This window comes from Pseudomonas paracarnis, assembly GCF_904063055.1.
In the GTDB taxonomy this organism is placed as follows: domain Bacteria; phylum Pseudomonadota; class Gammaproteobacteria; order Pseudomonadales; family Pseudomonadaceae; genus Aquipseudomonas; species Aquipseudomonas paracarnis.
In genome coordinates this window covers 470,314-496,008 of the sequence record NZ_CAJFCN010000004.1, presented here as the reverse complement: position 1 = coordinate 496,008, position 25,695 = coordinate 470,314, and the positions used below count along the sequence as shown (strand labels likewise).

Here is a 25,695-nt window from a genome sequence, read left to right as displayed (position 1 = left end):
GCGTGCAGCTTTCAACGATCAGTCAGCCAACCGCCACGTCGTCCCACCCTTGCCGTCTTCCAACACCACACCCATCGCGGTCAGTTGGTCGCGGATACGGTCGGATTCCGCCCAGTCTTTATTGCTGCGAGCCGCCAGACGCGCCTGGATCAGTGCATCTACCTCAGCGGCATCCACACGCCCTTCGGCACCCGCTTGCAGGAAGTCATCGGCTTCCATCTGCAACACGCCCAGCACGCTGGCCAGTTCTTTAAGGCGCGCCGCCAGGCCCGCCGCTGCGTCGATATCGGTCTCGCGCAAGCGGTTGATCTCGCGCACCATCTCGAACAGCACGGCGCAGGCTTCCGGGGTGCCGAAGTCGTCGTTCATCACTTCGGTGAAACGTGCCACGAAGGCTTCGCCGCCTGCAGGTGCCACCGCGGGCAGGCCTTTCAACGCGTGATAGAAACGCTCCAAAGCGCCCTTGGCGTCCTTGAGGTTGTCTTCGGAGTAGTTGATGGCGCTGCGGTAGTGGCTCGACACCAGCAGGTAACGCACCACTTCCGGGTGGTACTTTTCCAGCACGTCGCGGATGGTGAAGAAGTTGTTCAAGGACTTGGACATCTTCTCGCCATTGATGCGGATCATGCCGCAGTGCATCCAGGCGTTGGCGTAGGTCTTGCCGGTGGCGGCTTCGCTCTGGGCGATTTCGTTTTCGTGGTGCGGGAACTCAAGGTCGCTGCCGCCGCCATGAATGTCGAAGGTCTCGCCCAGGCAGCAGGTGGACATCACCGAGCATTCGATGTGCCAGCCTGGACGCCCGGCGCCCCACGGCGACTCCCAGCTCGGCTCGCCCGGCTTGGTACCTTTCCACAGTACGAAGTCGAGCGGGTCCTGCTTGGCTTCGTCGACTTCGATCCGCGCGCCGATGCGCAGGTCTTCGATCTTCTTGCGCGACAGCTTGCCGTAGCCCATGAACTTGGCGACGCGGTAGTACACGTCGCCGTTGCCTGGGGCGTAGGCGTAGCCCTTGTCGATCAAGGTCTGGATCATCGCGTGCATGCCAGGGATGTGGTCCGTGGCACGCGGTTCCATGTCCGGCTTGAGGATGTTGAGGCGCGCCTCGTCCTCGTGCATGGCGGCGATCATGCGCTCGGTCAGCGCATCGAACGACTCGCCGTTTTCGTTGGCACGGTTGATGATCTTGTCGTCGATGTCGGTGATGTTGCGCACGTACGTCAAGTCATAGCCACTGAAACGCAACCAGCGGGTCACCAGGTCGAAGGCAACCATGCTGCGGCCGTGGCCGATGTGGCAGTAGTCGTACACGGTCATGCCGCACACGTACATGCGCACCTTGTTGCCATCCAGCGGCTTGAAGACTTCTTTGGTCTTGCTGAGCGTGTTGTAGATCGTTAGCACGATGTTTCCCTTAAATCACTGGCCCCACGAATCTCGCAAGGTCACGGTACGGTTGAATACCGGAGTGCCTGGTTTCGAGTCCTTGATATCTGCGCAGAAGTAGCCTTCGCGCTCGAACTGGAAACGGTCTTCCGGCTGTGCGTCGCCAAGCGATGGCTCGGCACGACAACCAGTGAGTACTTGCAGGGAGTCAGGGTTGATGTTGTCTAGGAAACTCGCGCTGTCTTCCGCCTTCTCAGGGTTCGGCGAGCGGAACAGACGATCGTACAGGCGCACTTCGCACTCGATGCTGGCAGCGGCCGGTACCCAGTGGACCACACCCTTGACCTTGCGGCCTTCAGGGTTCTTGCCCAGGGTGTCCGGATCGTACGAGCAACGCAGTTCAACGATGTTGCCATCGGCGTCCTTGATCGCTTCGTCCGCACGGATCACGTAGCTGCCGCGCAGGCGCACTTCGCCATTCGGCTCCAGGCGCTTGTAGCCCTTGGGCGGCTCTTCCATGAAGTCGTCACGGTCGATGTAGATTTCGCGGGCGAATGGCAATTTGCGCACGCCCAGCTCTTCTTTCTGCGGGTGGCGCGGCAGTTCGAGGTTCTCGACCTGGCCTTCCGGGTAGTTGGTGATCACGACTTTCAACGGACGCAGCACGCACATGGCGCGCGGTGCATTGGCATCCAGGTCCTGACGGATGCTGAATTCGAGCATGCCGAAATCGACCACGCCGTCGGAGCGGTTGGTGCCGACCATGTCGCAGAAGTTGCGGATCGACGCCGGGGTGTAGCCACGGCGACGGAAGCCCGACAGGGTGGACATGCGCGGGTCGTCCCAGCCATGCACGTGTTTTTCATCCACCAGTTGCTTGAGCTTGCGCTTGCTGGTGATGGTGTAGTTCAGGTTCAGGCGGCTGAACTCGTACTGACGCGGGTGCGCCGGAACCGGCAGACTGTCCAGGAACCATTCGTACAGCGGGCGATGGCTTTCGAACTCCAGGGTGCAGATGGAGTGGGTGATGCCTTCGATGGCGTCCGACTGGCCGTGGGTGAAGTCGTAGTTGGGGTAGATGCACCACTTGTCACCGGTCTGGTGGTGATGGGCATGGCGGATGCGGTACATGATCGGGTCACGCAGGTTCATGTTCGGCGAGGCCATGTCGATCTTGGCGCGCAGCACGCGGGCGCCGTCCGGGAATTCGCCGGCGCGCATACGGTTGAACCAGTCCAGGTTCTCTTCTACCGAACGGTCGCGGAACGGGCTGTTCTTGCCCGGCTCGGTCAGCGTGCCACGGTATTCCTTGGCCTGCTCCGGGGTCAGGTCGTCCACATAAGCCTTGCCGGCCTTGATCAGCTCGACGGCCCAGTCGAACAACTGGTCGAAATACTTGGAGGCATAGCGCACTTCACCGGACCATTCGAAGCCCAGCCACTTGATGTCGCTTTCGATGGCGTCGATGTATTCCTGGTCTTCCTTGGCCGGGTTGGTGTCGTCGAAACGCAGGTGCGTGACGCCACCGAACTCCTGGGCCAGGCCGAAGTTCACACAGATCGACTTGGCGTGGCCGATGTGCAGGTAGCCGTTGGGCTCTGGCGGGAAACGGGTGACAATCTGCGTGTGCTTGCCCGAATCCAGGTCCGCCTGGATGATCGGGCGCAGGAAATTGACCGGGACGGCAGGTCCGGCCTTGGTATTCGAGGTAGGGTCGACAGTGGGCTTGCTCATAGGATCCTTGAACAGACAGGTGCATGGCCAGGTGGGGCCAGATAAAACAAAGGGCTCATAATAGCCGAAGCAGTCAAGACACATACAGAGCGCGGCCAATTAATTGCCCGGGCGGTAAAAAACCACCTCGAAATTCCCGCAGGGCACGCTAAACTGCGCGCCTTGGCCGTCGTTTAGCCAGACAGGTAAGGTGCCAAGGCGCCCACACCCACGAATTCCCTGAAAAGAGTAGTGAACATGACTCAAGTCAAACTGACCACCAACCACGGTGACATCGTCATCGAGCTGAACGCCGAGAAAGCGCCGATCACCGTCGCCAACTTCATTGAATACGTGAAAGCCGGCCACTACGAAAACACCGTTTTCCACCGTGTCATCGGTAACTTCATGATCCAGGGCGGCGGTTTCGAGCCGGGCATGAAAGAGAAGAAAGACAAGCGTCCAAGCATCCAGAACGAAGCGGACAACGGCCTTTCCAACGACAAGTACACCGTCGCCATGGCCCGTACCATGGAGCCGCATTCGGCCTCCGCGCAGTTCTTCATCAACGTCGCCGACAACGCCTTCCTGAACCACAGCGGCAAGAACGTGCAGGGTTGGGGCTACGCAGTGTTCGGTAAAGTCACCCAAGGCACTGACGTTGTCGACAAGATCAAAGGCGTATCCACCACCTCCAAGGCCGGTCACCAGGACGTTCCAGCCGAAGACGTGATCGTCGAGAAAGCCGAGATCATCGAAGCGTGATATTGCTGATTTCAGACTTGCATCTGGAAGAGGAACGCCCGGACATTACCCGGGCGTTTCTGGATCTGCTCCACGGCCGCGCCCGTGGTGCCCAGGCGTTGTACATTCTGGGGGACTTCTTCGAAGCCTGGATTGGCGACGATGGCATGACCCCCTTCCAGCGTTCCATCTGCGCGGCTCTACGCGAGCTGAGCGACAGCGGCACCCCGATTTTCATCATGCACGGCAACCGTGATTTCCTGATCGGCAAGGCGTTCTGCAAAGCGGCAGGCGCTACCTTGCTCAAAGACCCGACGGTCGTGCAGTTGTATGGCGAGCCTGTGCTGTTGATGCACGGCGACAGCCTTTGCACCCGCGACCTCGGCTATATGAAGCTGCGGCGCATCCTGCGTAACCCGATTGTACTGTTTATCCTGCGCCACCTGCCCTTGGGCACCCGCCACAAGCTGGCGCGCAAGTTGCGCAGTGAGAGCAGCGCCCAAGTGCGCATGAAGGCCAACGACATTGTCGATGTCACCCCTGAAGAAGTGCCACGGGTGATGCAGCAGTTCGGCGTGCGCACCCTGGTCCACGGCCATACCCACCGCCCCGCCATCCATAAGTTGCAGATCGGCGACCAGGCGGCCAAGCGCATTGTGCTGGGGGACTGGGACAAGCAAGGCTGGGCGTTGCAGGTGGATGAGCAAAGCTTTCAGCTGGCGGCGTTTGATTTCGTCAACCCGCAGCTCGCGCTGCCTGGCGCCTGAATCTCTGACACAACACCGATCAACCTGTGGGAGCTGGCTTGCCTGCGATAGCATCACCTCGGTGCATCTGATACACCGAGGTGTCTGCATCGCAGGCAAGCCAGCTCCCACACAAGCCAGCTCCCACAGGAACCGCGCTGACCTTATGATCAGTGCCCCGAAGCCGCAGGCCCGGCCTTCGCCGTAAACGGCGGCTTGGCCAGCCACACCAGCAACATCAAGCCCATGAACATCCACCCTAGCAACGTGAAGTAATCCACGGTGGACATCATGTACGCCTGGCTGGTGAGAATCTGGTCCAGTTGGGTATAGGCCTTCTGCCCTGCCCCACCCAGCGCCTGCAACGCATCGCGGGTGGTCGAGTCGTAGACGGTCATGTTCTCGCTCATGTAGGCATGGTGCTGGTCGGCCCGGCGGATCCAGATCCAGGTGGTCAGCGACGCTGCGAAACTGCCGCCTAATGTACGCAGGAAGGTCGCAAGCCCCGCGCCGTCGGCAATCTGGTGCGGCGGCAGGTCGGACATCAGGATGCTCAAGGTCGGCATGAAGAACAGCGCCACGCCGATGCCCATGAACAGCTGCACCATGGCGATGTGGGTAAAGTCCACTTCGTTGGTGAAACCGGCGCGCATGAAGCAGCTCAAGCCAATCGCCAGGAACGCCAGGCCCGCCAGCAGGCGCAGGTCGAACTTGTGTGCGTACTTGCCCACGAACGGCGACATCAGCACCGGTAGAATGCCGATGGGCGCCACTGCCAACCCGGCCCAGGTGGCGGTGTAGCCCATCTGGGTTTGCAGCCACTGCGGCAGGATCAGGTTGATGCCGAAAAAGCCCGCATAACCAAGGATCAACACAATGGTGCCGATCCGGAAGTTACGGTGCGCGAACAGCCGCAGGTTGACCACCGGGTGCTTGTCGGTCATCTCCCAGATCACGAACACCGCCAGGGCGATCACCGAAATGGCCGCACCGATGATGATGAAGTTGGACTCGAACCAGTCCAGGTCATTGCCCTTGTCGAGGATGATCTGCAAGGCTCCCACACCGACGATCAGGCTCAGCAGCCCAACGTAGTCCATCGGCTGGTAACTGGTGACCACCGGGCGCTTTTTCAGCTGCGCACGCACCACCATCACCGCGAAGATACCGATGGGCACGTTGATGAAAAAGATCCACGGCCAACTGTAGCTGTCGGTGATCCAGCCGCCGAGGATGGGCCCGGCAATCGGCGCGACCACCGTGACCATCGCCAATAACGCCAGAGCCATGCCGCGCTTGGCCGGTGGATAGACCGCAATCAACAAGGTCTGGGTCATCGGGTACAACGGCCCGGCGACCAAGCCTTGCAGCACCCGAAAGCCGATCAACTCAGGCATCGAGGTGGAAATACCGCACAGGAACGACGCCAGCACAAACAGCAGGGTCGCCCACAAAAACAGCTTCACCTCGCCAAAGCGCCGGCTCAACCAACCGGTGAGCGGCAAGGCGATGGCGTTGCTCACCGCAAACGAGGTGATCACCCAGGTGCCCTGCTCCGAACTCACCCCCAGGTTGCCGGAGATGGTCGGCAACGCCACGTTGGCGATGGTGGTGTCGAGCACCTGCATAAAGGTCGCCAGCGACAGGCCAATAGTGGCCATCAACAGGCTGGGTGGCGTGAACGAGGCGTTATTGCTCATCAGCGTTGCGCAGCCTTGGGAGCGGCGACGCTGTTGTCATGGATCAACTGGTTGATCATGGCATCGGCTTCGGCCAATTGGCGGTCATACACGTTGGTGGTGAACGAGGCTTTTTGCGGCGCCTGTTGCGCCAGCACCGGGCCGCTCTGGTCGTGCAGGTCTACATTCACCACGGTGCTCAAGCCCACGCGCAGCGGGTGCTTGGCCAGCTCTTCGGCGTTGATGTGGATACGCACCGGTACCCGCTGCACGATCTTGATCCAGTTGCCGGTGGCGTTCTGTGCAGGCAACAAGGCGAACGCGCTGCCGGTGCCGGCGCCGAGGCTGTCGACGGTGCCGCTGTACTTGACGTCGCTGCCGTAGATGTCCGACTCGATATCCACCGGCTGGCCGATGCGCATATCCCGCAGTTGGGTTTCCTTGAAGTTGGCGTCGATCCACAGCTGGTCCAGCGGGATCACCGCCATCAGCGCCGTGCCCGGCTGCACGCGCTGGCCCAGTTGCACGGTGCGCTTGGCCACATAGCCGGTGACCGGCGCGATCAAGGTGCTGCGGGCATTGGTCAGGTACGCCTGGCGCAGTTGCGCGGCGGCCGCTTGCACATCGGGATGGGACGAAATCACCGTGTCATCCACCAGGGCATTGGTGGTTTTGAGTTGTTGCTCAAGGTTGGTCAAGGCGTTCTTGGCGGCGGTCAGGCTGTCGCGGGCGTGGGAGAGTTCTTCCTGGGAAATCGCGCCGCCCTGGGCCAGGGTCTTACGGCGGTTGTAGTTGTCCTGGGCGGTTTGCACATCGGCTTTCTGCGCATTGACCTGCGCTTTCATGCCATCGACGTTGCTATACAGGCCGCGTACCTGGCGCACGGTGCGGGCCAGATTGGCCTGGGCACTTTGCAGGCCGACTGCGGCGTCGTTGGGGTCGAAATTGATCAGCACCTGGCCTTCATGGACCAGGTCACCATCGTCGGCGCCGATGCTGACCACGGTGCCGGTGACCAGCGGGGTGATCTCCACCACGTTGCCGTTCACATAGGCGTCGTCGGTGCTCTCATTGAAGCGCCCGTAGAACTCATACCAGGCCCACACGCCCACCACACTGAGGATGACGATCAGCGCCAGGCCAATGAGCATCACTTTGCGTTTGCGCGGGTTGGTGTCTTTGGGTTGTTCGGTTGCGTTGGTGCTTTCGGCAGTGGCCATGACAAATACCTCAAATTATTCCGTGCGTGTAGCTGGGGTGGTCGCGGCCACGCTGTTGGCGTGATACCCGCCACCCAGGGCCTGCATCAATTGAATCGACAGGTCGATCTGCGCCGCATTCAGGGTCGCCAGCTGACGCTGGGCCTGTAGCAATTGCTGTTCGATGCTGAGCACATCCAGGTAGTTACCGATGCCTGAGCTGTAGCGTTGCACCCCGGTGTCGTAGGACTGCTGGGCGATGTCAGCGGCATGTTGCTGGGCCTGGATCTGCCGCCCGGTGTCGCGCAGTTGGGACAGGCTGTTGCCGATATCACCCAAGGCTTGCACCAGGGTTTTGTTGTACTGGGCCACGGCCAGGTCGTAGTCGGCGTCGCGGGCATCGAGGTCGGCGCGCAGGCGGCCGCCGTCAAAAATCGGCAGCGAAATCGTCGGTGCGATATTGAAGAAGCGGCTGGCCGAACCGAACATCGCATCGCCCAGCAACGACTCGGCACCGGCGCTCGCGCTCAGGTTGAGGTTGGGGTAGAAGCGGGTCTTGCTGGCATCGATGTTCTTGCTCGCGGCCTCTACCCGCCAGCGTGCGGCGACCAGGTCCGGGCGACGGCCGAGCAGCTCGGCAGGCAACACCGCCGGCACGGCCACGGCGCTGGGTTTGAGCACCGCTGGGCGCGCCAACTCGTCACCGCGGTCCGAGCCTTTGCCGAGCAACACAGCCAACGCGATCTTGGCGCTTTGCAGTTGTTTTTCCGCGTCAATCAGTTGCGACTGAGAACTGGCTTCCAGGCTCTCGGTCTGCTGGAACTGGTACTCGCTGTCGATACCGGAACTCAGGCGGCGCTTGCTCAGGTCGAGCATCTGGCGGGTACGCTTGAGGTCATCGACGGCCAGGTCACGCACGATATGCGCCTGGCCCAGGTCGCTGTAGGCCTTGGCCACGTTCGCGGCCAGTGTCAGGCGTGCGGCCTGCTGGTCGACTTCGGCAGCACGGGCCTCGCCCAACGCCGCTTCCCAGGCGGCGCGCTGGCCGCCCCAGAGGTCGAAGTTGTAATTGAAGCTGGCGCCGATGTTACGCACCGTCGAATAGGCATCGCCCTGCCCGCGTGGGTCCTGGTCCTTGGCCAGGCGCGAACGGCTCACGCCGGCGCTGGCATCCACGGTCGGCATACGCGCCGCGTTGGCGGCATAGGCCGCCGCTTCGGCCTGGTGGGCGCGGGCGTCGGCCACTTGCATGTCGGGGCTGTTTTGCAGGGCTTCCTGGATCAGGCCGTCAAGCTGAGGGTCGCCCAGGCTTTTCCACCAGTCAGCGGCCGGCCAGGCGGCGCTCGACAGCGTCACCCCGCTCAGGGACTTGCCGGTGTGCAGGGTGTTGGCGTCGAGGCGCTGGCCCTGGGTATCGAGGCCGCTGTAGTTGGCACAACCGGCCAACGTCATCGCCGCGAGCACCAGGCTGAGTGCGCGTGTGTTCATGATCGACCTACCCGCTGGATCGTGATGGGGTCACCCGCAGCGATCAGCATTTTCTTCAGGATCCGCTCCAGGGTTTCCAGCTCGCCCGGCTCAAGCACGCCGGCCAACTGGTTGAGCGCCTTGGCGCCAATATGCGGGAGCATGTCCGCCAGGCGCTGGCCTTCGGCGGTCAGCACCAACTGCACTTGGCGGCGATCCAGCTCGGAACGCTTGCGGCTGAGCAAGTCTTTTTGCTCCAGCCGGTCGAGCATGCGCGTCATCGAACCGCTGTCCAGGGACAGGTTGCGGCACAGCTCCGCCGGGGTGTCGACGCCGAACTGGGCCATGATGATCAACACCTTGAACTGCGCGGCGGTGATGCCGTGGGGTTCCATATGAGTGTCGATGATGCGGTCCTTGAGGATCGCGGCGCGGCCCAGCAACAGGCCGAGGTGGCAGTTGTGGAAGTTGTCAGGGGTGAAGTGAGGCATCGAAAGTCACCTTATTACTGCCTAGGCAGTGAATGTGTGACGAGATGTTACTGCTTAGGCAGCGAATGTCAAATGGAATAATTAGGTTGCTTGGTAGTTGGTCGAAAGCTGGAGTGAAATGAAAACCAAAATGTGGGAGGGTGCTTGCCCCCGATAACAGTATGTCAGTCAACTTGTTTGTAGCTGACCCACCGCTATCGGGGGCAAGCCCCCGCCCACATTTTTACCGGATACCGGTCAGAAATCGCGCTTGTAGAAGATATCCAGAGAGCTGGCGACACCCGTCGCCACTTCCAGGTACACCTTCTTGCTCAGCAAATAGCGCAAGGCAATGGTATTGGCCGGCTCGAACACCCCTACCCCATAACGCAGGCTGAGCTTCTCGTTGATCTTGCCGCTGGCCACCACCGCCGTACTGTTGCCAGTGCCTTGGGTGTCCAGATCAAAGTCCTGAATCCCCAGCTTGTTGGCAATGTCCGAGGTCACCCCCGCGCTGCCCATCAAGCCCAGGCCCAAGGCGGCTTCGGCGAGCATGTTGTTGTCTTCGCCGGTGTTGGTTCGCGAACGGCCCAGCACCAGGTATGACAACGCATCTTCTTGGGCCATGGCCGGCTCGGAAAAGATCTGCGTGGTGGGTTGTTCGGCGCTGCCGCTCAGGCGAATCCCAGCGGTCACGGTGCGCGACGATTCGACCACCACGCGCACAGCTTCGATATCCAGGAACGGTTGGTCCAGCGGCCCGGCAAACAACAGCCGTGCACGGCGCACGTTGAGGCGTTGGCCGTAGGCGCGGTAGCGGCCGTCGTTGAGCCACAGCTCGCCGCGGGTGTCCATGTTGTCGCCGATATGCACATGGCCCTGGACCTTGGCGGTGAGGCCGAAGCCGGCGAAGTTGAGCTGGTCTTCGCCTACCTCCACGTCGATATCCATGGCCATGGCCATCGGCGCTTTGCCCTCTTCGGTCTGGCTGCCGATGATCACGGTGTCGTCGGACACCTTGACCGTCGAAGGCGGCAGTTCGCGTACGGTGATGTCGCCACGGGGGATGTGGACTTTACCGGCAATCGCCAGCTTGTCGTCCTTGAGGCTGATCTTCAGGTCGGGGGCCACTTCCAGCTTGGCGTAGGGCTCCACGGCGACCGGCAGTTGCGAGCCTTTGAGGCTGAGGTCAACCACCAGGGCACGGCCCCAGTCGATCTGCCCCGTGAGGCTGCCCTGCCCGGCCTTGCCGCTGCGCCAGCCGCCGTTGAGCTGCACGCTTTCGCCGGCGATTTGCGCCTGCAGGTTCAGGCCCTCGAGGCTGATGGGCAGTTCCGGCCCGGAGACTTCGCCGCCCACCAGGTTCAGGTTGCCGTTGACCAGGGGCGCGAGCAAGCCGCCGGAGATACGGCCATTGCCGTTGAGTTTGCCGTTGAGCGTTTCCACCATCGGCACAAAGGGCCGCGCGACGGCGAGGTCCAGGCCGGTGAGGCTGAACGTGCCAGTGATCGGCTTGTTGTTCGGCAACGGGTTGATCTGCGCCTGCAACAACAGCTCGCCGAGCTTGCCGCCACGGAAATTCAGCTGGGTGTCGATGCGCTTGGGGTTGAGAGTGGTTTCCAGTTTCAGGGTGTCGTAGGGGAAATCCAGCCACTGGCCCTTGTCGCGCACGCGCAGGGTGCCGCCACTGGCGTCCACCGCGACCACACCTTTTGGGCCGCTCTGGGGCAGGTCCAGTTGCACATCGGCGTTGAGCCTGCCCTGCCAGGCGAAGTCTTTGGGCAAGAACCCCGCGAGGCTGTCGAGGGGGAATTGCTTGAGGTGGTAACGCAACTTCGGCTCGGGCATCAGGCGCTGGTCTTCGCCACACAGGCTGGCGCCGCCGGAGACCCAGCAGTGCGCGCCAAAGGTCAGCTTGCCATCGGCCAGGCGTTCGATCTTCGCCGGGGCTTGCAGCCGCCAGTCCTGGCCACCGGCTTGCACGTCGCCACTGGCCAGGCGCCCGCGCCAGTTGTCTTTGTCGAGGTTGCCGTCCAGGGCCAGGGCCAGTTTGACCAGCGGGCCGGTCAGGGCCAGTTGGACCTTCTGGTTCTTGATATCGGCCTGGGCGCTGGCGGTGAGGTTGCCAACTTGCGTCTCGCCGCTTTGAATGCCGCTGGCCTTGAGGTCGAGCTTGGCGCGTTGGGCGCTATCGAGGTTGGCGTCCAGGTTGAGGCTTTGCAGGCGGTTGTCGGCAAAGGCCAGTTGCTGGCCCTTGAGGTCGAGCTTGCCTTGAGGGGCTTTCAAGGTGCCGGCCACCTCGACACGCCCGTTGACTTGCCCGCGCAGTTGCGGCCACAGCTGGGCCAGGCGCGCCAGCTTGATGTCGATCTGCCCGGCCAGACGCTGTTGCAGGCTGCCGCTGCCGTTGATGCGGTTGTCGCCCAGGCGGATGTCCAGGTTGGCGAGGGTCCATTGTTCGCCTGCACCTTCGGCCTTGGCCGCCAACACAGCGGTTTGCCCGCGCAGGCGCCCCTTGAGGTCCAGGTCTGCGTTGAGCTTGAGCTGTTCGTTCTTGAACTCGCCTTTGCTGCGCAGCGGTCCGGCCAGGGTGCCGGGCAGCTCTGCGACCCAGTAGGCGGGGTTCAGCGCCGACAGATCCAAGGCGGTGTCCCAGGCAATGCCGTCGGCAAATTGCAGGTTCAGGTGGCCTTCGGCCTTGCCTTGGCCGGCACTCAGTTTCAGCTCAGGCAGGAAGACCTGCTTGAGGTCGCCACTGAAGGGCGTGACCACATTGAACTTGCCCGCCGGGCCGTCGAGGTCAGCCTTGAGATTGCCCAGGTAGTTGCCGTCTTTATAGGAGATTTCACCGTTGAAGGTGCGCAAGGCCACTTGCGGTTCGTCGATGAGCGGATAGAGGCGGTGCCAGGGAAAATCCAGCCAGTCGATCTTGGCGTCCGCGCTGAAGCCTTGCTGCCAGTCCAGGTTGGCACTGAGCTTGAGGCTTTGCTTGTCGCCGGCCGTCAGGTCCAGACCGGCGATCTGCGCGCCCTTGGCGTCAACCTTGCCCTTGAGCAGTAAATCCACCGGGCCTTTTTCGGCCGGTAGCACGGCTTTACCCAGCAATTGGTAACCATTGCTCAGGTCACCTTTGGCGCTCAGGTCCAGTTGGTTGAGTTGCAGGGTATCGGGCAGGTCTGCGCTGGGTTTGAACGATTCGGAGGTGATGTGCACCTGCGCTGGCAGGTTTTCCACCAGGGGTTGCAGCTCGCCAGTGAGCTTGGCGGGCAGGTAGCCGCTGCTGTCGGCGTCGAGCTTGAGGGTCTTGAGCAGGTCGCCATCGATCTTGAGCGCAACGCTCCAGGGAACACCGCCTGGGGCGTAGGGCAGGCTGAGGTTGCCGGTGGCGTTCAGCGGCCAGTCGCCGGTGGGTTGCAGCATGCCGGCGAGGTCCAGCACCAGGTCGTCGCGTTGTAAATGTACCGAGTCGATCTGCATACCGGCGCCAGTCCAATGCGCCGCCAGTTGCAGGCCCTTGAGTTCTTCGCTGCCGTTGAACAGCAGGCGACCGATGCGCACATCGCCCAACTGGATTGCAACCGGCAGCTTGAGCTCAGGCAACTGGATCGGCCCGCTGCTGCTTTCGTCGGTACTGGGCGCAAATTCCAGGCTGACCTGTTCCACATCCAATTGGTCGATGCAAAGGGTCATGCGAAGCAGGCAGCCGGGCGACCAGTCAAACTTTGGCGCATTCAACTCGACGCGGCTGCCATCCTGCTGCCACAGCAGATGGTCGGCGCTCCACTGCCCGCCCAGGCGGCCATGAAAATTCTCCACGCTCAAGCCCGGCACCTGGCCCAGCACCCAGCGGCTGCCCGCCTGGGTGCCAAGCACTGACCACAGCGCCAACAACAGCAAGACGAGGATGGCAACCAACGCCAGCCCCGCTATTTTCAAACCACGCATCACAGCTCAGGCCCCATGGAAAAGTGCAAGCGAACGCCGCCCGGATCTTCGAGGGCATGGGCCAGGTCGAGGCGAATCGGCCCCACCGGGGAGACCCAGCGCACGCCGACGCCCACGCCGGTTTTCAGGCTCGGCAGGTCGAGGTTGTTAAACGAGTTGCCCTGGTCGATAAAAGTCGCGATACGCCATTTGTCGGTGATGGAATATTGATACTCGGCGCTCAAGGCCACCATGTAGCGGCCACCGATGCGGTCGCCCCTATCGTTCTCGGGCGACAGCGTCTGGTACTCGTAACCGCGCACGCTCTGGTCACCACCGGCGAAGAAGCGCAGCGACGGCGGCACGGATTTGTAGCCATTGGTGGCACTGCCGCCAAATTGCGCACGGCCCAGGAAGCGGTGGTTGTCCCACAAGGTGGTCAGGCCTTTGACGGTGGCCGTACCGTAAAGCAGGTTGGTGTCGGACCCCAGGCCCTCTTTGGCGACCTTGGTGTCGAACATCAGGCGGTAACCATGGTGCGGGTCGATGCGGTTGTCACTGCGCAGGTAGGAATAACTCACGCCGGGCATCAGCAGGTTACTCAGGCCCGAGTCATTGCCCAGGCGGTATTCCTCGCGTTGGTACTTGAGGGAGATCACACGCGTCCAGCCACTGGGCAACTTGCTGTGCCATTCGGGGCCGATGGTGAGCAGCTTGCTCAAGGTGTCGGTGTTGGCGATCTCTTCGTTCTGATAGCCGCCGGCAAAGCGCAGTTTGTCGGTGAGCGGCGGGTCGAGCGGGATGTCGTACCACAGCCCGACGTTCTGCCGCGGCGCCGACAGTTCGGCTTCCCAGCCATAACTGTGGCCCTGGGGGTTGACCCAATGGCGCGTCCAGTTGGCTTTGCCCCGTGGGCCGACGTCGGTGGAGTAACCCAGGCCCAGGCCCATGGTGCGCGGCTTGCGGGTGTCCAGTTGCACCGCCACCGGGATAACGTCATCGGTGGCGGCGGTGGGGCTGGCGTCGACGCGCACGCCTTCAAAGAAGCCGCTGGCTTGCAGGTTCTGATTGAGTTCGGCGACCAGTTCGGAGTCATAGGGCGTGCCGGGTTTGAACGGCACCATGCGCTGCAACAGCTCTTCATCAAAGGGCGTGTCGCCCGTAAAGCTGACCTTGCCCATGCTGTAGCGCGGGCCGCTGTCGTAAATGAGTTCGATGTCGGCCACGCCCGCTTGAGGGTCTACGGCAAGTTTCTGGCTGGTGAAGCGCCCGCTGAAAAAACCGTAGCGCGAGGCCTGGTTCTGGATCAGGCGCTTGGCGTCTTCGTAATGGCCGTGGTTGAGCACGGCGCCGGATTTGAGGTCGTCGCTGGCGGGCACGCGAAAGGCCTTGAGGCTCGCAGCCGGGCCATCGACCCGCAGAGTCACGTTGCGCAAATGCACCGGTTCGCCTGGGTCGATGGTGAGGGTCAGGCGCGGGTTCTTGCCGCCCTTCACCTCGCTGGCAATCTGTGGCTGATAGTAGCCCAAGGCCTGCGCGGCTTTGCGCGCCTGCTCCTCGGCGCCACGGCTGAACCGCAGCAAGGCTTCTTCATCACGATCGCCCACACCGCCGATATAGCCTTCGATGTTGGCTTTCAGCGCGTCGTTTGAGGGTTTGATCCGCACGTCCAGTTCGCTTTGCGCCAATGCGCCGCAGCTTGTGAACAGCAGAATCAAGCCGCTGGTAAATCTTCCTGGAAACTTCATAGGCGCGGATGCTACACGAGCGAGGGAGGAACTTTGAACCAGGATTAGTCTGAATAATTCTGTTCTAAGCCGTTGCAGGATGTAACGCCTGGGGATTGGGATGGTAAAACACATGCTCGCGCACCGGCCCTACGGCGACTTCGCCGATTTCCTCATAGCCCTGGCGCTTGTAGAAATCCAGGTAACGGGAGTTGCCGGTGTCGAGCACCACGCCGGATGAATGCGGGTCGTCGGCACACCAATTGTGTACCGCTTCCAGCAACTGCTCACCATGGTGCTTGCCCTGAAACTGCGGGTGAATGCCCAGCAACGGCAGCACATGCACAGACTCGTTGGGCAGGCACGCCATGACGGCATGATGGTATTCCAGGTAACGCCGCGTACCGCGCACGCCCGTGCTCAGCCACATGCGGATTTGCCAGGCCCAGCTTTCGGTGATGCCCAGGCGCCGTTGCGGCGGTGCAATCAGGGCGATGCCGATCAGCCGGTCGTTGACGAACAGGCCGATGGCCGGAAGTTTCTGGAAGAAATGCTGCTTGACCAGTTCGCGCACGGTGGCACGTACTCGCTGCTCATAGCCCGGCCGCTCGGCTTCGAAGATGTAGGCGAAGGTCGGCTCATGGCGATACGCCTGGTACAGCAGGGATCGCGCTTCACGGGAGTAGCCGCTATTGAGCAGGCGGATTTCGGCAGTGGCCGTCGAAGTGTCTGGCATAACAATCAATCTCCCTGGGCGCCACTCAAACATGGCGTTCTTATGGGTACGAACCTGCACAGCTCCAGTCGTTCCCACCTTAGCAGCGCATTCACCCTACCGCCACGCTGGCCCCCGTCCGACTTGTCGGCTAGCATCGCCCTTTTGCCAGACTGGACTGCCGACCATGAAAATCGTCTCCTTCAATATCAACGGGCTGCGTGCTCGCCCTCATCAGTTGGCGGCGCTGATTGAAAAGCATCAACCGGACGTGATCGGTTTGCAGGAAACCAAGGTCCACGATGATCAGTTCCCGTTGGCCGAAGTGCAGGCCCTGGGTTATCACGTGTACTACCACGGGCAGAAAGGCCACTACGGCGTGGCCCTGCTCTCGCGCAAAGAAGCGTTGAGCGTGCACAAAGGCTTTGCCAGCGATGAAGAAGACGCCCAGCGTCGGTTTATCTGGGGCACCTTCGCCGACGAAAACGGCCACCCAGTGACCATCATGAACGGCTACTTCCCCCAGGGCGAAAGCCGCGACCACCCAACCAAGTTCCCGGCCAAACAGCGCTTCTATGCAGACTTGCAGCACTTGCTGGAAACCCAGTTCAGCAATGACCAGGCACTGGTGGTGATGGGCGACGTGAACATTTCCCCAGAGGACTGCGACATCGGCATTGGCGCCGACAACGCCAAGCGCTGGCTGAAAACCGGCAAGTGCAGCTTCCTGCCGGAAGAACGCGAGTGGATGGCACGCTTGAAGAACTGGGGCCTGGTCGACAGCTTCCGCCACCTCAACCCGGACGTGACCGACCGTTTCAGTTGGTTCGATTACCGCAGCCGTGGCTTTGAGGACGAGCCCAAGCGCGGGCTGCGCATCGACGTGATCTTGGCGTCCACCGGGTTGGTGCCACGGGTCAAGGACGCCGGGGTGGATTATGATTTGCGTGGGCTGGAGAAACCGTCGGACCATGCGCCGATCTGGTTGGAACTGAGCTGACAGTTGGCTTGGTGAAGATCTGAATGTGGGAGCGGGCTTGCCCGCGAAGGCGGTGTGTCAGTCACCGCACCTGCTGCTGCACTCACGCTTTCGCAGGCAAGCCAGCTCCCACAGTTGATTTGTGTTGTGTCAGTCATATGACTGCAATCCAACTGACTTAATCTCCCGGCACTCCCTTGGCTTGAGAAGGTGCCGGCATGATGCTGCGCGTTCTGTTCCTGTGTTTTGCAATCGCACTCCCCGCCGTGGCGGCCCCTCTGTCCATTCCCGACCAAGGCCCGGCCCTGCGCATCCAGGGCTCCAACACCATCGGCGCGGCACTCGGCCCGGCGCTGGTCAAAGGCTTGATGGAGTATCAGGGCTTGCAGGATGTGCGTGCTGAACCGGGTGCCGGGGTGAATGAGCAGCGCGTGGTCGGCAAGACACGCCAAGGCCAGACGGTCACGATCGAGGTCGCGGCCCACGGTTCCAGCACCGGCTTTGCGGCGCTGAAAAACAACCGCGCCGACCTCGCCGCAGCGTCCCGCCCGATCAAAGACAGCGAGCTGGTGGACCTCGATCCCCTGGGGGACTTGAAAAGCCCAGGCGCCGAGCATGTGATCGCCATTGATGGCCTGGCAATCATCGTCAACCCGCGCAACCCGCTCAATAGCCTCAACACCGAGCAACTGGCGCAAATCTTCAACGGCGAGGTCAGCACCTGGGAGGCGCTGGGAGGTACAGGCGGGCCCATTCATTTATATGCCCGGGATGATCAATCCGGCACCTTCGACACCTTCCGCGAACTGGTGCTGAGCCGCCGCGGCCAACCGCTTGCACCCTCGGCCAAGCGCTTTGAATCCAGCGAACAGCTTTCTGATGCGGTGAGCCAGGACCCCCAGGGCATCGGTTTTATCGGCCTGCCCTCTGTGCGCCAGGCCAAGGCGGTGGCGATTGTCGACGGCGACTCGCAACCGATGTTGCCGCTGACCAGCCTGATCGCCACCGAGGATTACCCGCTGTCACGTCGGCTGTTCTTCTACTTGCCGCCCTCTTCCCGCAACCCATGGGCCAAGGCGTTGGTGGAGTTTTCCCAAGGCAGCAAGGGCCAGGCGATTGTGGCTGCCAATGGCTTCATCGCCCAGCAGGTGCAAGCGATCGGTGTCGCGCCGCGCCCGCCGATGCCCGACGATTACCAGGCCATCGCCCGAGACGCTCAGCGCCTGACGGTGAATTTTCGCTTCGACGAGGGCAGCGCCAGCCTCGACAATAAGGCGCGCCAGGATGTGCAGCGGGTGGTCGCCTATATCAGAAGCCACGGCAAGCTGAATAAGCAGGTGACGCTGGTGGGGTTTGGCGATACCAAGAATGATCCGCAACGTGCGGCGCTGCTATCGAAGTTGCGGGCGATGGCAGTGCGCCGAGAGCTGGTCAAGAGCGGCGTGGTGCTCAAGGATATTCGCGGGTTTGGCGCGCAGATGCCGGTGGCGGCCAATACTGCGGATGAAGGCCGGATCAAGAATCGGCGAGTGGAGGTTTGGGTGTACTGAGGACCGTTCCCACGCTCCGCGTGGGAATGCCGCTCTGGACGCTCCGCGTCCGCTCTTGAGAGGGTGACGCAGAGCGTCACGGGAGGCGTTCCCACGCAGAGCGTGGGAACGCTCATCGGCGACGCGGTGTTACTGCCCGCCGCGCATCAATTCCCGCGGCACATATTTGCCAATCTCGAACTTGCCAATCGCCGCACGGTGCACTTCGTCCGGGCCGTCGGCCAGGCGCAGGGTGCGTTGCATGGCGTACATATAGGCCAGCGGAAAATCATTGGACACCCCGGCGCCGCCGTGCATCTGGATCGCGCGGTCGATGACCTTCAAGGCCACATTCGGCGCCACCACCTTGATCTGGGCGATTTCGCTTTTCGCCACTTTGTTACCCACGGTGTCCATCATGTACGCCGCTTTCAAGGTCAACAGGCGCGCCATGTCAATTTCCATGCGTGAGTCGGCGATCTTGTCGATATTGCCGCCCAATCGCGCCAAGGGCTTGCCGAATGCGGTGCGGCTGACCGAGCGTTTGCACATCAATTCCAATGCCCGTTCGGCCATGCCGACCGAACGCATGCAGTGGTGGATACGGCCAGGGCCAAGGCGGCCCTGGGCGATCTCGAAGCCACGGCCTTCGCCCAGCAACACGTTTTCATAAGGCACGCGCACATTGTCGAACAGCACTTCGGCATGGCCGTGGGGCGCATCGTCGTAACCGAATACCGGCAGCGGCCGCAGGATTTTCACACCTGGGGTATCGACCGGCACCAGGATCATCGAGTGCTGCTGGTGACGCGGTGCATCGGGGTTGCTCAGGCCCATGAAGATCAGGATCTTGCAGCGCGGGTCGCAGGCGCCGGAGGTCCACCACTTCTTGCCGTTGATCACCCACTCGTCGCCCTGGCGTTCGGCGCGGGCGGCCATGTTGGTGGCGTCCGAGGACGCCACGTCCGGTTCGGTCATGGCAAAAGCCGAGCGAATCTCGCCGCGCAGCAAGGGTTCGAGCCAACGCTGCTTCTGTTCTTCGTTGGCGTAGCGCACCAGCACTTCCATATTGCCGGTGTCGGGAGCGGAGCAGTTGAATGGCTCCGGGCCCAGCAACGAGCGGCCCATGATTTCCGCCAAGGGTGCGTATTCCAGGTTGCTCAGGCCGGCGCCCAGTTCGGATTCCGGCAGGAACAGGTTCCACAAGCCCTCGGCCTTCGCCTTGGCCTTGAGCTCTTCCATGATTGCCGTGGGCTGCCAGCGATCACCTTCGCTGACTTGGCGTTCGAACACCGGTTCGGCTGGGTAGACATAAGCGTCCATGAACGCAGTGACGCGTTCACGCAGTTCCTGAACCTTGGGCGAATAGGCGAAATCCATGAGCAGCTCCCTTCTCTGAGAGGTTGTTTAGGTCATGCATTCGATGCTAGAACAGCGCTCATAATTTACCTAGCCTATTCTCGCCGTGTATTAACATTCATCACCGATATATGATCGGCGTATGAGCACCTCACAATAAGAGCGCAACGAAATGAATCTGAGCAAGGTCGATCTCAACCTCTTCATCGTCTTTGATGCGATCTACACCGAAGCCAACCTGACCCGCGCCGGGCAGATCGTCGGTATCACCCAGCCGGCGGTGTCCAACGCCCTGGCACGGTTGCGCGAGACCTTCAACGACCCGCTGTTCGTGCGCACCGCCCAAGGCATGGTGCCCACGCCCATGGCGCAGAATATTATCGGCCCGGTGCGCAATGCGTTGTCGTTGTTGCGCGTGTCGGTGCAGGAAAGCCGCATCTTCAACCCGCAGCAGGCGGCCAAGACCTACCGCATCAGCATGACCGACCTGACCGAGGCCGTGATCCTGCCGCTGCTGTTCCAGCGCCTGCGTCGCCTGGCGCCGACCGTGGTGATCGAGAGTTTCCTGTCCAAACGCCGCGAAACCACCAAGGAACTGGCCGCCGGGCGCCTGGATTTTGCCGTGGATGCGCCGCTCAATACCGACCCGCAGGTGCGTCACGTCAAGCTGATGGAAGACCGCTACGTGTGTGCCATGCGCAAGGGCCACCCGATGGCGGGCAAGGATAAATTCACGCTGGATGATTACCTGTCGCTGACCCATATCCATATTTCCAGCCGCCGCAACGGTTTGGGCTATGTGGACCTGGCCTTGGGCAAGATGGGCATTCAGCGCAAGATCGCCCTGCGTTCCCAGCATTACCTGATGGCCTCCCAGGTGCTGCAACAGACCGACATGGTGATGACCGTGCCCGAGCGTTTCGCTCGCCGTCATGAACTGCACTGGTTCCATTTGCCGGTCAACAACGTGCCGCCGGTGGAAACCCATTTGTACTGGCACGAAAGCACCGACCAGGACCCGGCGAACCGCTGGATGCGTGAACAGATGATCGAGTTGTGCCAGCAGGTGACGGCCCAGGAAAAGAAAGCCCAGCAGCCTTGACGTTTACGTCAACCTGCAATTAGCTTAGCGCCAAGATTTCCTTGAGCACCGCCATGAGCACCACCTACAGCATCTCCGACCTCGCCCGCGAGCTCGACATCACCACCCGCGCCATTCGTTTCTATGAAGAACAAGGCCTGCTGGCCCCCGAACGTCGGGGCCAGGAGCGCATTTACTCGGCGCGGGACAAGGTCAGCCTCAAGCTGATCCTGCGTGGCAAGCGCATCGGCTTCTCCCTGGCCGAATGCCGCGAACTGATCGAACTCTACGACCCCACCGGCGGCAACCAGATCCAACTCAACAGCATGCTGGCCAAGATCGCCGAACGCCGTGAACAGCTGGAACAACAACTGCTGGATATCGAACAGATGAAGCTGGAACTGGACACCGCTGAAGAGCGTTGCACCCAGGCCCTGGCGCAGACCATCAGCCAAGCCGGCCATTGACCAGAAGGTAACTGCCATGTCCCTCCCCTCCCACGTACGCCTGGTTGAAGTCGGCCCGCGCGACGGTTTGCAGAACGAAGCCCAGCCCATCAGCGTGGCGGATAAAGTCCGATTGGTAGACGCGTTGAGCGCCGCTGGCTTGAGCTATATCGAAGTCGGTAGTTTTGTCTCGCCCAAATGGGTGCCGCAAATGGCAGGTTCAGCCGAAGTGTTTGCGCAGATCCAGCGCAAGCCCGGCGTGACCTATGGCGCACTGGCACCGAACCTGCGTGGGTTCGAGGATGCGCTGGCGGCCGGGGTCAAGGAAGTCGCGGTGTTTGCGGCGGCGTCCGAGGCGTTCTCGCAGCGCAATATCAATTGTTCCATCAGCGAAAGCCTGGAGCGCTTCGCACCGATCATGGCCGCCGCCAAGCAGCACGGCGTCAGCGTGCGCGGTTATGTGTCCTGTGTGCTGGGTTGCCCCTATGAAGGCGAGATCGCCCCGGAGCAAGTGGCGGCCGTCGCCCGCGAGCTGTATGCCATGGGCTGCTATGAAGTGTCCCTGGGCGACACCATCGGTACCGGCACGGCGGGCGCTACCCGGCGCCTGTTCGAAGCGGTCGGCGCCCAAGTGCCACGGGACAAGCTGGCCGGGCATTTCCATGACACCTACGGGCAGGCCATCGCTAACATCTACGCCAGCCTGCTGGAAGGCATCACGGTGTTCGACAGCTCAATCGCAGGCCTGGGCGGCTGCCCTTACGCCAAAGGCGCCAGCGGTAACGTCGCCACCGAGGACGTGCTGTACCTGCTCAACGGCCTGGGCATCGACACGGGCATCGACCTGGAACGCTTGATTGGCGCCGGCCAGCAGATCAGCCAGGTGCTGGGACGGCCTACGGGTTCCCGCGTGGCGAAGGTGCGTAACGCAGGTGAGTAGCACAGCTGTGAGAATGTGTTACCGCTTCCCGGCATAACGGGTAACGCGGGAACAAAATCCGCCGTGCAAACTGAAAGAAAATACTGACAAAAAACCAACTCGTTGATTTTAAAGGCTTTTAAAAAGTTGGCACGCCTTCTGCTATCTCTATGGCATAACAAGAATAAAAAGCGCCAAACCTAATAAAAATAAGACGAAACGACTCTGACATAACAAAAACAACACGGCAGAGACGCAGCTAACAGATTTTTTTGGAGAAGATGTGCTTCCCAGGGTACGGTATGCCGCAACCCGCAACCGGATAGAGAAAAATAAAACTACCTCAGGTAGCTACCCACTGGTTGGATCGTTTACGAAGAAGCAGGTCAGCGTTCAAAAAAATACGTTTGCTCTTGACCCCGGATGGGGGTCGCCAAAAAAAGCGGTACGGGCCACGGCTACCAAAAACAACAACAGGCCGCCCCTCAATAATAAGAAAAGAGCACGCAACGACAAATTAAAGGGGACCTTCGGGTCCCCTTTGTGCTTTCTGGGTTTCACTATTTGGGTGGCACAGCAGGTTCGCGGGGTATCAGGTAGATGTGGGCCGGCAGTCAGGCCGCCATCGCAGGCAAGCCAGCTCCCACAGGGGTTTGACGTTGTCAGCGCGCTTGCAGCTCCTGGATGGAAATCTCGCGCATCCGAAATTTCTGAATCTTGCCCGTCACCGTCATCGGAAACTCATCCACGATCTTGAAATACCTGGGCGTCTTGAAATGGGCGATGCGGTCCTTGCACCAGCTCAACAACTCCAACTCATTGGCCACCTGACCGGGATGGAACTTGATCCAGGCAACAATCTCTTCGCCATAACGCTCATCCGGGATGCCAACGATCTGCACGTCCGCCACCGCCGGGTGAGTAAAGAAAAACTCTTCCAGCTCCCGCGGGTAAACGTTCTCCCCCCCACGAATGATCATGTCCTTGTTACGCCCGGCAATGCACACGTAACCCTCCTCATCCATGGTCGCCAGGTCACCGGTGTGCATCCAGCCGGCATCGTCGATGGCCTCACGGGTGCCTTCAGGGTTGTTCCAGTAACCCAGCATCACGCTGTAGCCCCGGGTGCACAGTTCACCGATCACGCCACGGGCCACGGTGTTACCGGCCTCGTCGACAATCTTGGTTTCCAGTTGCGGTTGGGTGCGGCCCACCGTGGTGACACGCCGTTCGATATCGTCATCTGCGCCGGTCTGCAGCGACACCGGGCTGGTTTCAGTCATGCCATAGGCAATCTGCACCTCTGCCATGTGCAGCTCATGGATGACCCGACGCATCACCTCGATCGGGCATGTCGCCCCGGCCATGATCCCGGTGCGCAGGCTGGACACCTCGAACTCGGCCCGGCGTGGGTGATCGAGCAGCGCGATAAACATAGTCGGCACGCCATATAAGCCGGTGGCTTGTTCTTCGGCGACGGCGCTCAGCGTCAGCAACGGGTCGAAGCCGTCATTGGGGTAGATCATGGTGGTGCCGTGGGTGATACAACCGAGATTGCCCATGACCATGCCGAAGCAGTGGTACAGCGGCACTGGGATCACCAGGCGGTCCCCTGCCGTCAGGCCCAGGCTTTCACCGACCATGTAACCGTTATTGAGGATGTTGTGGTGACTGAGGGTGGCGCCCTTGGGGAAGCCGGTGGTGCCGGAGGTGTACTGGATATTCACGGGTTGATCGAAATGCAGGCTGGCCTGACGGCTTTGCAGTTGCTCGGGCGGCACGCCTGCGCCAAGGGCCGCCAACTGCGACCAGGGCATGAATTCAGGCGGCGGGCTGGGGTCCAGGCTGAGAAGGCCGCGCAGCTCGGGCTTCAGCGCCTGGAGCATGGCGTGGTAATCGGAGCTTTTGAACGAGCCGGCGCACACCAGCCATTGACAGCCGGATTGTTTGAGCACGTAGTCCAATTCGCTGCTGCGATAGGCCGGGTTGATATTGACCAGGATCACCCCGAGCTTGGCGCTTGCCACTTGGCAGATCAGCCACTCGGCACAGTTAGGCGCCCAGATACCCAGGCGGTCACCGGTTTGCATACCCAGGGCGAGGAACGCGCGGGCGTGCAGCTCAACCGTCTCGGCCAGCTGCCGCCAGGTGTAGCGCCGCTGCTGGTGGCGCACCACCAAGGCTTCGCCATCTGGATACTGCGCAACGGTGTGATCGAATGCCTGGCCAATGGTCATGGCCAGCAAGGTCTTGTCCTGGGAGCCACGGCTGTAGCTCGGGTGCAGTTGATCCATAACGACCCCTGTTATCTTTTTTGTAGGTTGACGTATACGTAAACTACGATTGACAGCGCCGTAACGCAAGCTTACGTTAACGTAAAGGTGAGCGCCCTCCTCCCGCGCCCCGCCCACACAACAACAAAGCTCACATTAAGGTGCCTGTCCATGAGTTACCCGTCCCTGAACTTCGCCCTCGGCGAGACCATCGACATGCTGCGCGACCAGGTGCAGTCCTTCGTGGCCAAGGAGATCGCACCGCGCGCGGCCCAGATCGACATCGACAACCTGTTCCCCGCCGACCTGTGGCGCAAGTTCGGCGACATGGGCCTGCTGGGCATCACCGTGCCCGAGGAATACGGCGGTGCCGGCCTGGGTTACCTGGCCCATGTGGTGAGCATGGAAGAAATCAGCCGTGGCTCGGCCTCGGTGGCGTTGTCCTACGGGGCGCACTCCAACCTGTGCGTCAACCAGATCAACCGCAACGGCAACCACGCACAAAAACTCAAGTACCTGCCCAAGCTGATCAGCGGCGAGCACATCGGCGCCCTGGCCATGAGCGAGCCGAATGCCGGTTCCGACGTGGTGTCGATGAAACTGCGCGCCGACAAGCGCGGCGACCATTACGTACTCAATGGCAGCAAGACCTGGATCACCAACGGCCCGGACGCCCATACCTATGTGATCTACGCCAAGACCGACCTGGAAAAAGGCCCCCACGGCATCACCGCCTTCATCGTCGAGCGCGACTGGAAAGGCTTCAGCCGCAGCAATAAATTCGACAAGCTGGGCATGCGCGGCTCCAACACCTGCGAGCTGTTTTTCGACGACGTCGAGGTACCCGAAGAAAACATCCTCGGCGTGCTCAATGGCGGCGTGAAAGTGTTGATGAGCGGCCTGGACTACGAGCGCGTGGTGCTCTCCGGAGGGCCTACCGGGATCATGCAGGCATGCATGGACTTGATCGTGCCCTACATCCACGACCGCAAGCAGTTCGGCCAGAGCATCGGCGAATTCCAGTTGATCCAGGGCAAGGTCGCCGACATGTACACCCAACTCAACGCCAGCCGCGCCTACCTCTACGCGGTGGCCCAGGCGTGCGAGCGTGGCGAGACCACGCGCAAGGACGCCGCGGGCGTGATCCTCTACAGCGCCGAGCGCGCCACGCAAATGGCCCTGGATGCGATCCAGATTCTGGGCGGCAATGGCTATATCAACGAATTCCCCGCCGGGCGCCTGTTGCGTGACGCCAAGCTCTACGAAATTGGTGCGGGCACCAGTGAGATTCGGCGGATGTTGATCGGTCGCGAACTGTTCAACGAAACCCGCTGAAGGAGCA

General features: G+C 61.4%; 19 protein-coding genes. 8 read left to right on the top strand and 11 right to left on the bottom strand.

What is annotated here, in order from left to right; all coding sequences use genetic code 11:
- Positions 1-18 precede the first annotated feature (18 nt).
- Complete coding sequence (cysS, locus tag JMV15_RS12205; protein ID WP_014718938.1) at positions 19-1,401, bottom strand: cysteine--tRNA ligase; 1,383 nt, start codon at positions 1,399-1,401, stop codon at positions 19-21.
- Positions 1,402-1,416: 15 nt separating this feature from the next.
- Positions 1,417-3,117, bottom strand: coding sequence for a glutamine--tRNA ligase/YqeY domain fusion protein (locus tag JMV15_RS12200; protein ID WP_014718939.1), 1,701 nt, complete (start codon positions 3,115-3,117; stop codon positions 1,417-1,419).
- Positions 3,118-3,354: 237 nt separating this feature from the next.
- Here JMV15_RS12200 and JMV15_RS12195 point away from each other — a divergent pair, with 237 nt between their 5' ends.
- On the top strand, positions 3,355-3,861 hold the full coding sequence (locus tag JMV15_RS12195) for a peptidylprolyl isomerase (RefSeq protein ID WP_014718940.1): 507 nt from the start codon (positions 3,355-3,357) through the stop codon (positions 3,859-3,861).
- Positions 3,858-4,607, top strand: coding sequence for a UDP-2,3-diacylglucosamine diphosphatase (lpxH, locus tag JMV15_RS12190; RefSeq protein ID WP_038450550.1), 750 nt, complete (start codon positions 3,858-3,860; stop codon positions 4,605-4,607). Before JMV15_RS12195 ends, lpxH begins: the two co-directional genes overlap by 4 nt.
- Before the next feature lie 149 nt (positions 4,608-4,756).
- Here the strand turns inward: lpxH and JMV15_RS12185 are convergent, their stop codons facing one another.
- The 7 genes from JMV15_RS12185 to JMV15_RS12155 form a co-directional block, all read right to left on the bottom strand.
- Positions 4,757-6,286 carry a DHA2 family efflux MFS transporter permease subunit gene (locus JMV15_RS12185; protein WP_003192178.1) on the bottom strand — a complete coding sequence of 510 codons (1,530 nt, stop codon included), beginning with the start codon at positions 6,284-6,286 and terminating at the stop codon, positions 4,757-4,759.
- The gene (locus tag JMV15_RS12180; RefSeq protein ID WP_014718943.1) at positions 6,286-7,485 is read right to left on the bottom strand and encodes an HlyD family secretion protein; all 1,200 of its coding nucleotides are present in this window, start codon (positions 7,483-7,485) and stop codon (positions 6,286-6,288) included. Before JMV15_RS12180 ends, JMV15_RS12185 begins: the two co-directional genes overlap by 1 nt.
- 15 nt (positions 7,486-7,500) lie before the next feature.
- Positions 7,501-8,952 (bottom strand): efflux transporter outer membrane subunit, encoded by a 1,452-nt coding sequence (locus tag JMV15_RS12175; RefSeq protein WP_038450553.1) that lies wholly within the window; start codon positions 8,950-8,952, stop codon positions 7,501-7,503.
- The gene (locus JMV15_RS12170; RefSeq protein ID WP_014718945.1) at positions 8,949-9,422 is read right to left on the bottom strand and encodes a MarR family winged helix-turn-helix transcriptional regulator; all 474 of its coding nucleotides are present in this window, start codon (positions 9,420-9,422) and stop codon (positions 8,949-8,951) included. The genes JMV15_RS12175 and JMV15_RS12170 overlap by 4 nt, the downstream gene beginning before the upstream one ends.
- A gap of 237 nt (positions 9,423-9,659) precedes the next feature.
- Positions 9,660-13,346 carry a translocation/assembly module TamB domain-containing protein gene (locus JMV15_RS12165; protein WP_201491499.1) on the bottom strand — a complete coding sequence of 1,229 codons (3,687 nt, stop codon included), beginning with the start codon at positions 13,344-13,346 and terminating at the stop codon, positions 9,660-9,662.
- The gene (locus tag JMV15_RS12160) at positions 13,346-15,073 is read right to left on the bottom strand and encodes an autotransporter assembly complex protein TamA (protein ID WP_014718947.1); all 1,728 of its coding nucleotides are present in this window, start codon (positions 15,071-15,073) and stop codon (positions 13,346-13,348) included. Before JMV15_RS12160 ends, JMV15_RS12165 begins: the two co-directional genes overlap by 1 nt.
- Positions 15,074-15,137: 64 nt before the next feature.
- Positions 15,138-15,788 (bottom strand): GNAT family N-acetyltransferase, encoded by a 651-nt coding sequence (locus JMV15_RS12155; protein ID WP_014718948.1) that lies wholly within the window; start codon positions 15,786-15,788, stop codon positions 15,138-15,140.
- 166 nt (positions 15,789-15,954) lie between these two features.
- Between JMV15_RS12155 and xthA the strand changes: the two genes are divergently transcribed.
- Positions 15,955-16,767 (top strand): exodeoxyribonuclease III, encoded by an 813-nt coding sequence (gene xthA / locus JMV15_RS12150; RefSeq protein ID WP_014718949.1) that lies wholly within the window; start codon positions 15,955-15,957, stop codon positions 16,765-16,767.
- Positions 16,768-16,964: 197 nt separating this feature from the next.
- Complete coding sequence (locus JMV15_RS12145; RefSeq protein ID WP_019819443.1) at positions 16,965-18,296, top strand: substrate-binding domain-containing protein; 1,332 nt, start codon at positions 16,965-16,967, stop codon at positions 18,294-18,296.
- Between the two features lie 129 nt (positions 18,297-18,425).
- Here the strand turns inward: JMV15_RS12145 and JMV15_RS12140 are convergent, their stop codons facing one another.
- Positions 18,426-19,655, bottom strand: coding sequence for an acyl-CoA dehydrogenase (locus JMV15_RS12140; RefSeq protein ID WP_014718951.1), 1,230 nt, complete (start codon positions 19,653-19,655; stop codon positions 18,426-18,428).
- Between the two features lie 151 nt (positions 19,656-19,806).
- Between JMV15_RS12140 and JMV15_RS12135 the strand changes: the two genes are divergently transcribed.
- Genes JMV15_RS12135 through JMV15_RS12125 form a run of 3 tightly spaced genes read left to right on the top strand, consistent with a single transcriptional unit; the run spans position 19,807 to position 22,101 of the window.
- Positions 19,807-20,736 (top strand): LysR family transcriptional regulator, encoded by a 930-nt coding sequence (locus JMV15_RS12135; protein ID WP_014718952.1) that lies wholly within the window; start codon positions 19,807-19,809, stop codon positions 20,734-20,736.
- A gap of 53 nt (positions 20,737-20,789) precedes the next feature.
- Positions 20,790-21,182, top strand: coding sequence for a MerR family transcriptional regulator (locus JMV15_RS12130; protein ID WP_003192195.1), 393 nt, complete (start codon positions 20,790-20,792; stop codon positions 21,180-21,182).
- 16 nt (positions 21,183-21,198) lie between these two features.
- Entirely contained in the window at positions 21,199-22,101 is a 903-nt protein-coding gene (locus tag JMV15_RS12125; RefSeq protein ID WP_038450563.1) for a hydroxymethylglutaryl-CoA lyase, read from the top strand.
- Positions 22,102-22,742: 641 nt separating this feature from the next.
- Here the strand turns inward: JMV15_RS12125 and JMV15_RS12120 are convergent.
- Positions 22,743-24,374 (bottom strand): AMP-binding protein, encoded by a 1,632-nt coding sequence (locus JMV15_RS12120; protein WP_019819446.1) that lies wholly within the window; start codon positions 24,372-24,374, stop codon positions 22,743-22,745.
- A gap of 150 nt (positions 24,375-24,524) precedes the next feature.
- Here JMV15_RS12120 and JMV15_RS12115 point away from each other — a divergent pair, with 150 nt between their 5' ends.
- Positions 24,525-25,688, top strand: a complete 1,164-nt coding sequence (locus JMV15_RS12115; protein ID WP_019819448.1) for an isovaleryl-CoA dehydrogenase — start codon at positions 24,525-24,527, stop codon at positions 25,686-25,688.
- Positions 25,689-25,695: the final 7 nt, after the last annotated feature.